This window comes from Curtobacterium sp. MCBA15_004, from assembly GCF_001865055.2.
Taxonomy (GTDB): Bacteria; Actinomycetota; Actinomycetes; order Actinomycetales; family Microbacteriaceae; genus Curtobacterium.
The window spans coordinates 3,544,184-3,556,851 of sequence record NZ_CP126266.1; the positions used below are offsets into that span (position 1 = coordinate 3,544,184).

The 12,668-nt window shown below is 73.8% G+C and carries 14 protein-coding genes; 2 read left to right on the forward strand and 12 right to left on the reverse strand.

The features are described 5' to 3' along the window. Window positions 1–2: 2 nt before the first annotated feature. The 3 genes from QOL16_RS16770 to QOL16_RS16780 form a co-directional block, all read right to left on the reverse strand. Window positions 3–1,448, reverse strand: a complete 1,446-nt coding sequence (locus QOL16_RS16770; protein ID WP_071245964.1) for an NAD(P)/FAD-dependent oxidoreductase — start codon at window positions 1,446–1,448, stop codon at window positions 3–5. A 52-nt stretch (window positions 1,449–1,500) separates the two neighbouring features. Beyond that, on the reverse strand, window positions 1,501–2,058 hold the full coding sequence (locus QOL16_RS16775) for a hypothetical protein (RefSeq protein WP_071285496.1): 558 nt from the start codon (window positions 2,056–2,058) through the stop codon (window positions 1,501–1,503). 114 nt (window positions 2,059–2,172) lie between these two features. After that, entirely contained in the window at window positions 2,173–2,859 is a 687-nt protein-coding gene (locus QOL16_RS16780) for a hypothetical protein (RefSeq protein ID WP_071285498.1), read from the reverse strand. Between the two features lie 94 nt (window positions 2,860–2,953). Here QOL16_RS16780 and QOL16_RS16785 point away from each other — a divergent pair, with 94 nt between their 5' ends. Further along, window positions 2,954–3,577, forward strand: a complete 624-nt coding sequence (locus QOL16_RS16785) for a TetR/AcrR family transcriptional regulator (RefSeq protein ID WP_065962550.1) — start codon at window positions 2,954–2,956, stop codon at window positions 3,575–3,577. Window positions 3,578–3,792: 215 nt separating this feature from the next. Here QOL16_RS16785 and QOL16_RS16790 read toward each other — a convergent pair whose 3' ends face one another. The 8 genes from QOL16_RS16790 to QOL16_RS16825 form a co-directional block, all read right to left on the reverse strand. Next, window positions 3,793–4,893: a glycine betaine ABC transporter substrate-binding protein gene (locus QOL16_RS16790; protein ID WP_083395179.1), complete on the reverse strand. Its 1,101-nt coding sequence runs from the start codon at window positions 4,891–4,893 to the stop codon at window positions 3,793–3,795. Then, window positions 4,890–5,651 (reverse strand): ABC transporter permease, encoded by a 762-nt coding sequence (locus QOL16_RS16795; protein ID WP_065962549.1) that lies wholly within the window; start codon window positions 5,649–5,651, stop codon window positions 4,890–4,892. The genes QOL16_RS16790 and QOL16_RS16795 overlap by 4 nt, the downstream gene beginning before the upstream one ends. Further along, a complete protein-coding gene (locus QOL16_RS16800; protein WP_071245960.1) occupies window positions 5,648–6,955 on the reverse strand; it encodes an ABC transporter ATP-binding protein in 1,308 nt (435 codons plus the stop codon). Before QOL16_RS16800 ends, QOL16_RS16795 begins: the two co-directional genes overlap by 4 nt. After that, complete coding sequence (locus QOL16_RS16805; protein ID WP_065962543.1) at window positions 6,942–7,589, reverse strand: ABC transporter permease; 648 nt, start codon at window positions 7,587–7,589, stop codon at window positions 6,942–6,944. Before QOL16_RS16805 ends, QOL16_RS16800 begins: the two co-directional genes overlap by 14 nt. 208 nt (window positions 7,590–7,797) lie before the next feature. Beyond that, window positions 7,798–8,490: a DinB family protein gene (locus QOL16_RS16810; RefSeq protein WP_139266514.1), complete on the reverse strand. Its 693-nt coding sequence runs from the start codon at window positions 8,488–8,490 to the stop codon at window positions 7,798–7,800. Then, complete coding sequence (locus tag QOL16_RS16815; protein ID WP_071285500.1) at window positions 8,487–9,119, reverse strand: hypothetical protein; 633 nt, start codon at window positions 9,117–9,119, stop codon at window positions 8,487–8,489. Before QOL16_RS16815 ends, QOL16_RS16810 begins: the two co-directional genes overlap by 4 nt. A gap of 89 nt (window positions 9,120–9,208) precedes the next feature. Beyond that, window positions 9,209–10,087, reverse strand: a complete 879-nt coding sequence (locus QOL16_RS16820) for an aminoglycoside phosphotransferase family protein (protein ID WP_071285502.1) — start codon at window positions 10,085–10,087, stop codon at window positions 9,209–9,211. Window positions 10,088–10,157: 70 nt separating this feature from the next. After that, on the reverse strand, window positions 10,158–10,958 hold the full coding sequence (locus tag QOL16_RS16825) for a ScbR family autoregulator-binding transcription factor (RefSeq protein ID WP_065962536.1): 801 nt from the start codon (window positions 10,956–10,958) through the stop codon (window positions 10,158–10,160). 80 nt (window positions 10,959–11,038) lie between these two features. Here QOL16_RS16825 and QOL16_RS16830 point away from each other — a divergent pair, with 80 nt between their 5' ends. Further along, window positions 11,039–11,482 carry a hypothetical protein gene (locus tag QOL16_RS16830; RefSeq protein WP_071285504.1) on the forward strand — a complete coding sequence of 148 codons (444 nt, stop codon included), beginning with the start codon at window positions 11,039–11,041 and terminating at the stop codon, window positions 11,480–11,482. Window positions 11,483–11,504: 22 nt separating this feature from the next. Here QOL16_RS16830 and QOL16_RS16835 read toward each other — a convergent pair whose 3' ends face one another. Then, complete coding sequence (locus QOL16_RS16835; RefSeq protein WP_071245953.1) at window positions 11,505–12,668, reverse strand: PP2C family protein-serine/threonine phosphatase; 1,164 nt, start codon at window positions 12,666–12,668, stop codon at window positions 11,505–11,507.

Sequence of the window (12,668 nt, forward strand, 5' to 3'; positions counted from 1 at the left end):
GGTCATTCCTCCGGTGCGAGATCGACGTCGTCGGGGAGCCCGAACGTGTGGCGCAGGGCGCTCTTCGCGGCGTGCCAGCCCGCCATGCCGTGCACGCCGGGCCCCGGGGCGGACGCCTCGGAGCACAGGTACATGCCGCCGCCCATCCGCCACGGGTCGCTCGACAGCACCGGTCGCTTCACCAGCTGCCAGAAGCTCGCGGCACCCGCGGCGATGTCCCCGCCCTCGTAGTTCGGGTTGTACTCGGCCATCTGCACCGCGGTGCGGCTGGCCGACTGCAGGACGGTGTCGCGGAAGCCCGGCGCGAAGCGCTCGATCTGCCGCACGACCGCCTCGGTCGGGTCGACGTCCGAGCCAGCGGGCACGTGCGCGTACGCCCAGAAGACGTGCTTGCCGCGCGGAGCCCGGCTCCGGTCGACCACGGTCGGCTCCGACCCGAGCACGTACGGTCGCTCCGCGTGCCGACCGTGCGCGACGGCGTGCTCGGCCTCGGCGATCTCGGCGCGCGTGCCGCCGATGTGCACGGTGCCGGCCTTCCGGAGCGCCTCGTTCGTCCACGGCACCGGGTCGGACAGCGCGAAGTCGACCTTCGCCGCCGCGTTGCCGAACCGGAAACGGCGGAGGGCACCGCGCTTCGGCGTCGGGATCTGCTTCCCGGCGATCCCGAGCATGCCGGGGACGCTCGTGTCGAAGAGGACCGCCTTGGCGGGGGTGAGGTCGGCGAGCGACCGGACCTCGCGGCCGGTCTCGATCGTGCCGCCGTGCGCGACGAGGTCCGCGGCGAGCGCGTCGACGATCGCCTGGCTGCCGCCGATCGGCACCGGCCACCCCCGGGCGTGCGCGTACGAGCCGAGCGACAGGGCCGCGGCGGCGGTGGACAGGGACGGCAGGTGCTGGATCGAGTGCGCCGCGACACCGGAGACCATCGCGGGGGCGACCTGCTCGCGGAACCGCACGTTCCAGGCCGCGGAGCCCTGCTCGAGCGCGCGCAGGCCGAAGCGCAGCACGGTGAGCGGGTGCCGCGGCACGTGCAGCAGGGCGTCGGTGGCGAAGTCCGCCACCTGGTCGGCGCTGCGGGCGAGCGGCGCCATGAGGTTCCGGAAGGCCGGGCCGTCCACGCCGAGCTCCGCCGCGGTCCGCTCGACGTCCTGGTACGCGATGCCGGCGTCGCCGCGGTCGAGCGGGTGGCCGTACTGCACCTCGGGCAGGCGGAGCTCGATCCGGTCCTCCAGGCGGAACAGCCGGAAGAACTCCGACTGCAGCGCCATCGGGTGCACCGCGGAGCAGACGTCGTGGTGGAACCCGGGCAGCGTGAGCTCGGCGGTGCGCGCTCCCCCGCCGATCGTGTCGTTCCGCTCGACGACCTCGACCGACAAGCCCGCGCGGGCGAGTGTCACCGCCGCCGCGAGTCCGTTCGGTCCGGCTCCGACGACCACCGCATCAACCATGGGTACGAGCCTAGGGACCGGCGGCTGCGCGGGCTCTCGTCCTGCGGCCCGGTCAGATGACCGTGCAGCCCCGTTCGATCGCATCCCGCTTCCGCGCGAGCACGGCGTCGATGCGCTGAGCGGACCCGATCAGCGTCGCTGCGTCGAGGTCGACCGCCCGGGCGACCGCGACGAGGTCCACGCGGATCCGTTCGAGCGGTGCGTCGAAGACCGGCTCGTGGTGGGCGAGACGGTTGCGGAAGCGGCGCAGGTCGTCGAGCTGCCGGTGCAGCTGCTTCCGCCGGGTGGTGCCCAGGTTCGGGAACGCTCGGACGATGCGGGGCTGCCAGAGTGCGGTCTCGTAGCTCAGCGTGGGGTGCCGTGGCACACCCGCGTCCGTCAGGCCGACCCCGAGACCGAAGTTCGACGCCGCGACGACCTGGCCCGCGCTCGGATCCGCGACACCGCGCCTCCGGAGCGTCGCGAGGGCATCGTCGACGGCGCGACGCTCCCGTTCCAGCAGGCGGACACTGTCGAGATCGGTCCTGCCGCGGTAGCGCTGTTCGTACCGGGCGAGCCGCGGCGCACTCACCACCGCAGGGAGTCGCTCGAGCTCGGAGATGTCGACCACGCCTGCACCTTCCCCCCGGAACGCAGTTGCCCCAGGAGTCCGACGGTGCCGAATGGTCCTGGGGCGTTACCTGTCCAGGGTACCGGACCGGTACTGGAACATCAAGTTCCACGGTCAGGGCCGCGCCGCGTGCGCGTCCGCCGGGTCCGTGCCGTCCTCGGGCCCGTCGCCCTCGTCCGGCTCGTCGGCGTCCGCTGCCACGGTCTCGGGCGTCTTGGAGCCGACCGGGTGCGCCGCGAGCAGCTCGGCGAAGTCCTCGTCGAGCATCTGCTGCAGGCGCTCGTCGCGGCCGATCTCGTAGTCCTCCGTCGGTCGCTGCGCCCAGCCGAGCCGTCCCACGACCGTCGTGCCGATGTCGTCCCACGCACGTGCCCGGGCCTGCAGGACGATGCCGTCGACGAACCCCTGGTCCTCGCGGCGGCGGTCGAGCATGGTGGCGAGCTGCTCGTACGTGGCCTCGCGCGTGCGGAGCTTGAGGTCGTCCCCGCGGCGGTAGTCGTGCTGGTGCCGGGAGCGCCCGGTCTGCTTGCTCGACCGCGACCGGATCTCGCGCATCCGGGCGGCGTCACCGCGCTGTTCCTCGGCGAGCCGGTGCAGTTCCTCACGCACGGACTCGGCGACGACCGCGTGGTCGAAGTACCCCTGGTCGCGCAGCGAGTTCGTGATGACGCGGTTCGCGACGGCCACGACGACCGCGGCCTTGGCGATGAGGAACCCCTCGTCGACCGCGCGCTTCAGCTCGACCTGGCTGACGGGGCGGTCGCGCACGTCGTGCTTGCTGCGTCGTCCGAACAGGGCCATGCTCCGACGATACCGGCGACCACCCCCGGTCCGTCCGGGGGTGCGCGGGCGGGCGTGCCCCGGGGTCACCGGCGGGACGGTTACAGTACGACCCATGTCCGACCCCGCACCGACGATGGGTCTGCGCGACCGCAAGCGCCGCGAGACCCGCCGGCGCATCGCCGACGCCGCGCGCTCCCTGGCCCTCGAGCAGGACCTCGACCGCACCACGATCGAGCAGATCGCGGCGCGGGCCGACGTCTCGCCGCGGACGTTCTTCAACTACTTCGAGAGCAAGGAGGACGCGGTCCTCGGGCACACCGAGCTCGACCTGTCCCCCGCGACCCTCGACGCGCACCTCGCCGAGGTCTCCGGCCGCCCGGTCGTCGAGGCCGTCGTCGACCTGGCGTTCCTGGTGTTCGGCGACTCCTTCGGCGACGAACGCGAGCGCGAGCACCGCAAGGAGGTGATCGTGCGCTTCCCACAGCTGGTCCGGCGGCAGGTCACCCGGATGACGACGGTGGCCGAGGCGATGACCGGCGCGGTCCGCACGATCCTCGCGCGCGACCCGGCCTGGGGCCCGGAGGCGGCGACGCCCGAGGCGGCCGAGATGCTGCTCGGCATGTGCATGACCGGACTGCGGAGCGCCGCCCGGCACGACGGGTCCGAGCCCGCCGAGGTGCGCGAGCGGCTCGTCACGACGATCAGCGACACGGCAGCCCGGCTCGCCTCCGCCTGACGGGCGGGACGCGCGCCCGCGACCCGACGCCGGACCCGCCGAGCGCCGCCCGCGACCCGACGCCGGACCCGCCGAGCGCCGCCCGGCGACCCGGCGCCGCACCGGCGGGACACGCGCACCGCGCCCGACGCGACCCCGTGCAGGACGGGAGGCGCGGCACCCACCGGCACCGCGCCTCCCGTCCGTCCCGTCCACGTCGCGACGCGACCCGCGGGTCAGGGCTTCGTGATGAAGCCCTCCCGCACCATCCAGTCGAACGCGACGTCCGCCGGCTCGCGGCCCTCGACGTCCACCTGCCGGTTCAGCTCCTGCAGCACGGCATCCGTGAGCTTCGGCGAGATCTGGTCGTACACGCCCCGGAGCTGCGGGTACTCGCGCAGCGTCGCCGAGTCGATCACGGGTGCGACGTTGTACGCCGGGAAGAACGCCCGGTCGTCCTGGAGCACGGTCAGCCCGAGCGACTTGATGCGGCCGTCGGTCGTGAACACCTCACCGAAGTTGCACTTGCCACGGTCGGTCGCGGTGTAGACCGTGCCGGTGTCGAGGATGCTGACGTTGCCGTTCGGCACGGCGTTCTCCCCCGATCCACCGAGCTCCAGCCCGTACTTCTCGAGCATCGGCTTGAAGCCGTCCGCACGGGAGTTGAACTCCGACTCGACGCAGAACGTGCGCTGGTCGACCGGCAGCTTCGTGATGTCCGACAGGGTCTTCACGTTCCCGAGCTCGGCGACGGCCTCGTCGCGGACCGCGAACGCGTACGTGTTGTTCATCGGCGCCGGCTCGAGCCAGGTCAGCCCGTTGCGCGCGTCCTCCTGCTTGACGGCCTGCCACTGCTCGGTCTTGTCCGGGATCCCCTGCTCGTGCGCCATGAAGGTCAGCCAGGCGGTGCCCGTGTACTCCCAGGTGACGTCGGCGTCGTGCGAGGTCATCAGCTCGCGCACCGCGACGGAACCCGGCACGTTCGTCTCGTCGGTGACGTCGAAGCCCGCGGCCTTGGCGGCGAGCACGGCGATCTTGCCGAGGACGAGCTGCTCCGTGAAGTTCTTCGACGTCACGGTGATGGACGCACCCTCCGGCAGGTCGTCGATCCGGTGGATCGACCCGGGGGCTGCACCCGGCACGAAGGACGCGGCGGGCTGCAGGCCGCAGCCCGTCAGCACGAGGGCGCTCGCGCCCGCCACGGCGGCTGCGGCGAGCACACGGCGGCGGGACGGCCGGGAGGCGCGGCGCACGCCCGGCACGTCGGCCCGCCCGGTCCTGTCCTGCGTCCGACTGCGGTCCGCCTGGCTGCGGTCCGCCTGGCTGTGGTCCGTCATCGGAGTCCCTTCGGTCGTGCGACCGTCTCGACCACGCGGCCGATCCAGTCGATGGTCAGGGCGAGCAGGGCGACGAGGAGCGCGCCCGAGACGAGCACCTTCGGCAGGAACAGGTTCACGCCCGTGGTGATGAGCAGGCCGAGGCCGCCCGCGCCGACGAAGGTCGCCAGGCTCGCGGTGCCGACGAGGAGCACGAGCGCGGTGCGGATGCCGGAGAGCATGACCGGCACGGCGAGCGGGAGCTCCACCTTGAGCAGGACGGCGAACGCGCTCATGCCCATGCCCCGGCCGGCCTCGACGAGGCGCTCGTCGACGCTCTGCACCCCGAGCATGGTGTTCCGGAGCACCGGCAGGATCGCGTACAGCACGAGGGCGACGACCGCCGACCAGCTGTTCAGGCCGAGCCACGCCGCGAGCAGCACGATGAGGCCGACCGCCGGGGCCGCCTGGCCGAAGTTCGCGACCGCGATGACGGCGGTGCTCGCACGGCGCAGGGGCCCGCGGGTGAGCAGGACCCCGAGCGGGATGCCGATCACGAGCACGAGCACGGTGGCCTGCAGGGTGAGGACGAGGTGCTGCCCGGTCAGGTCGAGGATGCCGCTCGGGTTCAGGGTCGAGCGCTCGGTGGCGGACAGGTCGGCGGTGGCGAGCCAGACGACGAACCCGGCGAGGACGACCAGGATCGCGATCGGCTGCACGAGGAGCCCCTTCCAGGGCGTCCGCTCACCGGTGGCCGGGCCGGCGACGGCGGTGCTCACCGGTCCCCCTCGCGGGACGCGTCGCCGTCACGGGCCTGCTGCTCGTCGTTCCGCTCCTCGACGACGGCGGGCGACGACGGCAGCGTCTCGATCGGGTTCGTGTTCGTGCCGACCGGGGCGTACGCCTGGTCGGAGGCGGCGGCCGCGCGGGACCGGGTGATGGCGTCCATCACGGTCTCGACGGTGATGACGCCGCGGAAGGACTCGCCGCGACCGGTCACCAGTGCGGCGCCGGCGCTCGAGACGAGCATGGTGTCGAGCGCGTCGTTGAGCGTCGCGGCCTCGCCGACCACGGGCAGCTCGGGCTCGATGCCCTCGGGCACGCGGGTCAGGCGCTCGAGCTGGCGACGGGTCGGCCACCCGATCGGCCGCTGCCGCCGGTCGACGACCACGGCGTGCTGGTGTCCGCCGGCCTCGTCCATGCGCTGCAGGACGGCCCGGGTCTCCTCGCCGGGCGAGCAGGTGACGGCCGGGGCGAGCTCGACGTCGCGCACCCGGTTCAGGGTGAGCTGCTTCAGGCCGGCACCGGAGCCGATGAAGTTCTCGACGAACTCGTTCGCCGGCTCGGCCAGGATGCGCTCCGGGGTGTCGTACTGCACGATGTGCGCGCCCTCGGTGAAGATCACGATCCAGTCGCCGAGCTTCACGGCCTCGTCGAAGTCGTGCGTGACGATGACGATCGTCTTGTGCAGCTCCTCCTGGATGCGCAGGAGCTCGTCCTGCAGGCGCTGCCGGGTGATCGGGTCGACGGCGCCGAACGGCTCGTCCATGAGCAGGACGGGCGGGTCCGCCGCGAGCGCCCGGGCGACGCCGACGCGCTGCTGCTGCCCGCCGGACAGCTCGCGGGGGAACCGGTCGCGGTAGGTGTCGGGGTCGAGCGAGACGAGGTCGAGCAGCTCGTCGACACGGGCGGCGATCTTCTCCTTCGACCAGCCGAGCATCTTCGGCACGATCGCGATGTTCGCGGCGACCGTCATGTGCGGGAAGAGCCCCCCGGCCTGGATGACGTAGCCCATGCGGCGGCGCAGCTCGTCGCCGTCGATGCCCGTGACGTCCTCGTCGCCGACGACGATCCGGCCCTCGGTGGGCTCGATCAGGCGGTTGATCATCTTCAGCGTCGTCGTCTTGCCACAGCCGGACGGCCCGACGAGCATGACGACCTTGCCGGCCGGGATCTCGAGCGTGATGCCGTCGACCGCGGGCTTCTGCTGCCCGGGGTACCGCTTGGTGACCTCGTCGAGCAGGATGCTGCGGCCGGTGACGTCACCGGCGGGGGCGGTGGTGGCGGAGTCAGTGCTGGACACGGATACCTCTCGGGGTGGTCAGACGGCCGAGGCCGATGAGGAGCAGGTCGAGGACGAGGGCGAGCAGCACGACGCCGACGACGCCCACGACCACGGCGTTCAGGGCGTTCGCGCCGCCGAGGCGGGACAGGCCGGAGAAGATGAAGCCACCGAGGCCGGGACCGAGCGCGTACGCGGCGATCGCGGCGATGCCCATCACCATCTGCGCCGAGACGCGGACACCGCTGAGGATGATCGGCCACGCCATCGGCAGCTCGACCTGCAGCAGGGTGCGGATGCGGCTCATCCCGATCCCCCGCGCGGACTCGACGACCGTCGGCGGGATCTCGGCGAGCCCGACCACCGCGTTGCGCAGGATGGGCAGCGCGGCGAAGAACACGACCGTCACGACGGACGGCAGCACGCCGAAGCCGAGCGGCACGATGAGCAGACCGATCACCGCGAACGACGGCAGGGTGAGGCCGATCGCGGACACCGCGTTGGCGACGGAGCTCAGCCGCGGACTGCGGTAGACGAGCGTGGCGAGCACCACGGCGATGACCGCGGCGAGCACCGTGCACTGGACCACCAGTGAGAAGTGCTGCCACGACGCGAACCAGATCTGGTCCCACCGCTCGACGACGTACTGGAACACGTGGGGGTTCCTCCCTGGTCGGCCGAACGCCCCACAGGACGGGGCTCGAACCCGACCGACCGTACGGCGGGCACCCCGCGCTTGTACAACGGCGACGGACGGTCCCGCGCGGATCCTGCGTGTTCGACCACAGGGAAATTCCTGATCAGCGAATGGTGAGCGGTCACTTCCTGGGAGAACGGTAACGATGCCGACCGACGGTCGGGTATCAGGCGCGGTCCGGCAGTCCCGCACGCTCGGCGATGTCGACCAGGTGCTCCCGCCACGCCGCCCACTCCGCCGGACTCTTGGCGGCGAGGTTGCCGTCCCCGTCGCCCGCCAGGCCGTCGAGCATCTCGCGCACGATGTCCGCGTGCCCCGCGTGCCGGGCGGTCTCGTACGCCATGTGCACGAGGATCCGGTGCAGCGTCACCTCGCGGTGCCCCTCCGGCCACCACGGGACGACCCCGCGGGCGTCGAGGTCGAGCGCCTCGATGGTCGCGTCGGCGTGCGCGGCACTGCGGTGGTGGAACGCGACGACGTCGGCCGTCGACTCGTCGAGCGAGGCGTACATGTCGGCGCCGTCCCACGACTCGAGCCAGGCGGGCGGGTCAGGCAGCGGGCGGTCGAAGACCGTGCCGAGGTACCCGGCCTGCACGCCGGCGACGTGCTTGACGAGCCCGAGGACGTTCGTGCCCGTCGGGGTGAGCGGCCACCGGGCCTGCCGCTCCGCGAGCCCGTCGAGCTTCGCGAGCAGCGCCGCCCGGTGCTTGCGCAGGTACCGGTGCAGCGTGTCCTTCACCATCGCGGCGTCCGTGGTCGGCGAGGACCCCTCGTCGGACAGCGTGGACAGCCCGCTCGACACGATCGCGTCGGCGGGCGGTGCCGGGGTCACGGCGGGGACCGGGTCGGTGTTCGTCACGTCGCCGATGCTGCCACCCGGCGGGCGGTCACGCGCGCCGACTCGTGCACGGCGACCCGCTCGGCCGTGAGCAGGAGGGAGGCGACCTGCTCCTGCGTCCGGTCCGGTCCGTCGTTCCACCGGGTCAGGTCGCGCACACGGGCGGTGCGGACGTCGGGCGCCGGCGTCCACAGCACGGGCCGGCCCTCGTCGGCGGCGAGCGCGTGCCACACCAGGTCGAGGGCGCGCTGCACGGGTTGGGTGTGCACGGCCTGCGGACCGCCGGCGGCCGAGACCACCGCGCCGACGAGGCACGCGCCGACGAGCGGGCGCCCCTGCGCCTCGGTCGCGGCGGCGCTCGACGCGGTGCGCTGCCGACCGTGCTCGTCGAGGTAGGTGAACCAGGCGTGCTGCACCCAGCCGCGCTCGACGACCCCGCGGGCGTCGGTGAGGAGCCGCTGCAGCTCGCCGAGCTCCTGCACGTGGGCGGCCAGGCGGCGGTCGCGGGCGGCGGCGCGGTGTGCGGCCCACCGGTCGAGGAGTCCGCGCAGCCCCGACGGTCCCGGGGTGGGCGGTGCGGTGTCGCGGCGGACTGCGGCGGGGGAGGCGTCGGTGTCGACGTCGTGCGGGACGCGGAACTCGAGGGTCATCAGGCCCCTCCGATCTCCAGTGCACGGTCAGGTGCGAGGAAGCGTACGCCCGGGACCGACGGCCGTCCAGGGGTGTGGGCGGACCGGTCTCAGTCGTCGAGCACGGCGTCGAGCGCACGGACGGCGACGTCCCGGTGGCCCGGCTCGTCGCTCGTCGCGAGCGCCGAGGCGATCGCGACCGCCCACCCGCGGGCGCGCGTCCAGGTCGCGTCGTCGGCCGCGACCCGCGTCGCGAAGGCGGTGCGCGCCTCCCGGTCGAGGGTGAGCCACCGGGTGGCGAGGTCGACGGCCGGGTCCCCCGCGGTCACGTCGCCGAAGTCGACGACCGCCGACAGGCGGACCGCTCCGTCGGGGCGGTCGTCGACGAGCACGTTGGACGGGTGCAGGTCGCCGTGCACCCAGACGGGAGGCCCGGTGTGCGCGGGCGCGTCGACCGCGGTCCGCCAGAGCGCGGCCGCCTCCACGGCACGGGGCACGTCCGTCGTCGTCAGTCGCGTCGTCACCGCCGCGTCCCGCTCGGCGAGCGGAACGGCGCGGTAGGGGTTTCGTGGTGCGTCCGCCGGAGCGGGCACGTGCAGGCGCGTCAGGAAGGCGGCGAGGTCCTCGGCGACCGGTCGGCCCTGCGGCTCCGCGTCCGCCGGTCGACCGGCCAGCCACGGCACGATGCTCCACGACCACGGGTACCCGTGTGCCGGACGCCCGGTGCGGACCGGGGCGGGCACGGGTGCGACCGCGGCCACGCGGGCGGCGATGCCGGGCAGCCAGCGCTGTTCGTGCGCGACGAGCTCGGCCGCGGCGGACCGGCGGGGGAGTCGGACGGCCAGGTCGGCACCCACCCGGACGATCACGTTGTCCCAGCCGTTCGCGACGACGCGCAGCGGCAGGTCGGCGAGGTCGGGGTGCTGGTCGCGGAGCAGCGCGGCCACGAGGTCGACGTCGACCTCGTGCTCGGCGGCGGGCGTGGGCATCCGGTCAGGGTAGTCGGACCGCACGGCTGAGCGCCGTCACAGGCCCGCGAACGGGGGCGAGGCGGAAAACCTACTCCTTGGTATCCTCTGTGCGAGGCGACGTGGGTGTCCCTGGGGGGACCCGCGTCGCCACGACCGCGGGCCCGTTCCCCGCCGCCCGGTCGCGCGGGTCGTCCGACGCGGTGTCACCGGCATCCGGATCCGCCCCGGCGTCCGTGGCGGTGTCGGCGTCGATGATCGCGACGAGCCGGGGGATCTCCGGGCGCATCCGCTCCGTGACGATCGCCGCGAGCAGCACCGTCCACAGTTCGCGCAGCCGTTCGTACAGGTCGGCGCGGTCGTGCAGCCGGTCGGACGTCATCTGCACCCCGGCGAACGCCGGACCGACCACGCGGCCGACCATCACCGGGTCCCAGGCGGGGTCGACCTCGCCCGCGTCGATCGCCTGCCGCACGACCGACGCGGTGTGCTGCACCCAGTCGGCGTCCGGGTCGCGCCGGACCACGGCCGCGGCGTGCTCGTCGGTCGCGAGCCGGATGCCCGCGCTCACCACGACCTCGTGCACCATCTGCGTCGCGACGCCCTGCGACATCCACATGAGCGACTCGAGCGGCGACAGGCACCGCTCCCGCACGGCGGCGGCGTAGCGGCGGGAGACCTCGTTCTGTGCGGCGACGACCGCGGCGGCCATGTCGGCCTTCGACCGGAAGTGGAAGTAGACGGCGCCCTTCGTCAGCCCGGCGCGTTCGGCCACGCCGTCGACCGACGTGCCGAGGTAGCCGCGTTCGTCGAACTCGTGGGCCGCAGCCTCGACCAGGGCCGCCCGCGTCGCCACCGCCCGCTGCTGCCGGCCCCTGCCCTCCTGCGCCATGCCGACGATCGTAGCCAGGTGCACCCTGCGCGAGGGTGGCCCCCAGGGGACCCCCCGACGGCCTGTCGTACCGTGACCGCATGGACGGATGGCGGAGCCCGCGCACCTGGGCGCTGACGGGACGGTGGCTGCTGCTGCCGATCGCGGTGCTCGACTGGGTGGCCCTCGCCCCGCAGCCGGTCGTCGTGGTGGCGTTCCTGCTCGCCGTCGTCGGGTTCGCCGGGATGGCCGCGGCGCTCGTCGTCCGGATGCTGCACCGGTCCCGCGGCGCGATGGCGGCCGTCGGGGTCGCCCTGCTGCTCGGTGGCCTCGTCGTCCTCGGGCTCGACCCGTTCCCCGGGACGGTGCCGACCCTCGACGCCTGGTGGCCCGATGCCATCACGCAGCCGCAGGTCGTCGGCAGCGCGTACTGGAAGACCGCCGGACTCGGGATCGAGCTCGCCGGGTTCGTCCTGCTCGCGACGCTCCTCGTCGCCGCGCTCACCGGGCACCCGGAGCGCCGCCGGCGCGAAACCGTCCGCTAGCCCCGACCGGGCCCGCGCGGGGTCAGCGGCGGGTGAGCACCACCACGGCGATGCTCCGGTCCGCGGTGTCGTCGGACGCGACCGTGCGGAGCCGCTCGAGCAGGTCGTCGGGGTGCGCCGCCGCGAGCGCCGCCAAGCCGTCCTCGCCGGCGATCCCGCCGAGCGCCAGCGCGCCCGGCGTCGCCAGCACCACGCGGTCGCCCGGCGCCAGGGTCGTCGTTCCCGTGGTGCGGGGGTGTCCGGCGGGCTGCAGACCGATCGGCAGGTCGGCCGAGCGCAGCGGGACCACCTCGCCCGTGCCGTCGCCGTCCGCGCGGAGCAGCAGTGCCGTGCCCGGGCCCGCGCCCGTCCACGCGAGGTGACCCGACGACGGGTCGAGCCGCAGGTGCAGGAGCGACCCGACGGCGTCCGCAGCGGTCAGGTCGGGGCCGAGCTGCGCCTCCAGACCGGCGACCGCGTCGTCGAACGCGACGTCCGTCCTGGCGACCACCGCGGACCGCAGCGATGCGGCGAGCAGGGCGGAGGCGCGCCCCGCGGCGACCGTGCCGACCGTCGCGTGGACCGACCCGTCCGCGGCGACGCGCCAGTCGACGACGTCACCACCGCGCTCGCGCGGCAGGACCAGGCCCTCGACGGCGGCGCCCGGCACCGCGACGGCGACGGGGACGAGCCCCGCGAGGACACGCTGCACGCGACCCCGCTCGATCGAGTGCCCGAGCTCCCGCTCCGCCCAGCGCGCGAGGTCACGGAGCAGGGCGACGTCCTCGTCGGCGAAGACCCGCGGCTGCGCGTCCATCACGCACAGCGTCCCGACCCGGATGCCGTCGCCCGTGCTGAGCGGCGCGCCCGCGTAGAACCGGATGCCGTGCTCCGCGACCGCCGCGGTGTGCGCGAAGCGCGGGTCGAGCGTCGTGTCGGGGATGACCATCGGCTCCGGGGTGAGCACCGTCGTCGCGCAGAACTGCTCGCTCGCGGGCACGCTCGTCCCCTGCTGCCACCCGAACGTCGACTGCGTCGTGACCAGGTCGTGGTGCACGAGGTTGAGGAAGGTCAGCGGGACGCCGAACGCCTCGTGGGTCATCCGGGTGATGCGGTCGAACCGCTCCTCGGGACCGGCACCGAGCACGTCGAGTGCCTCGATGACCGCGGTGCGACGCGCGGCGCCGTCGTCGTTGGGGGTGTCCAC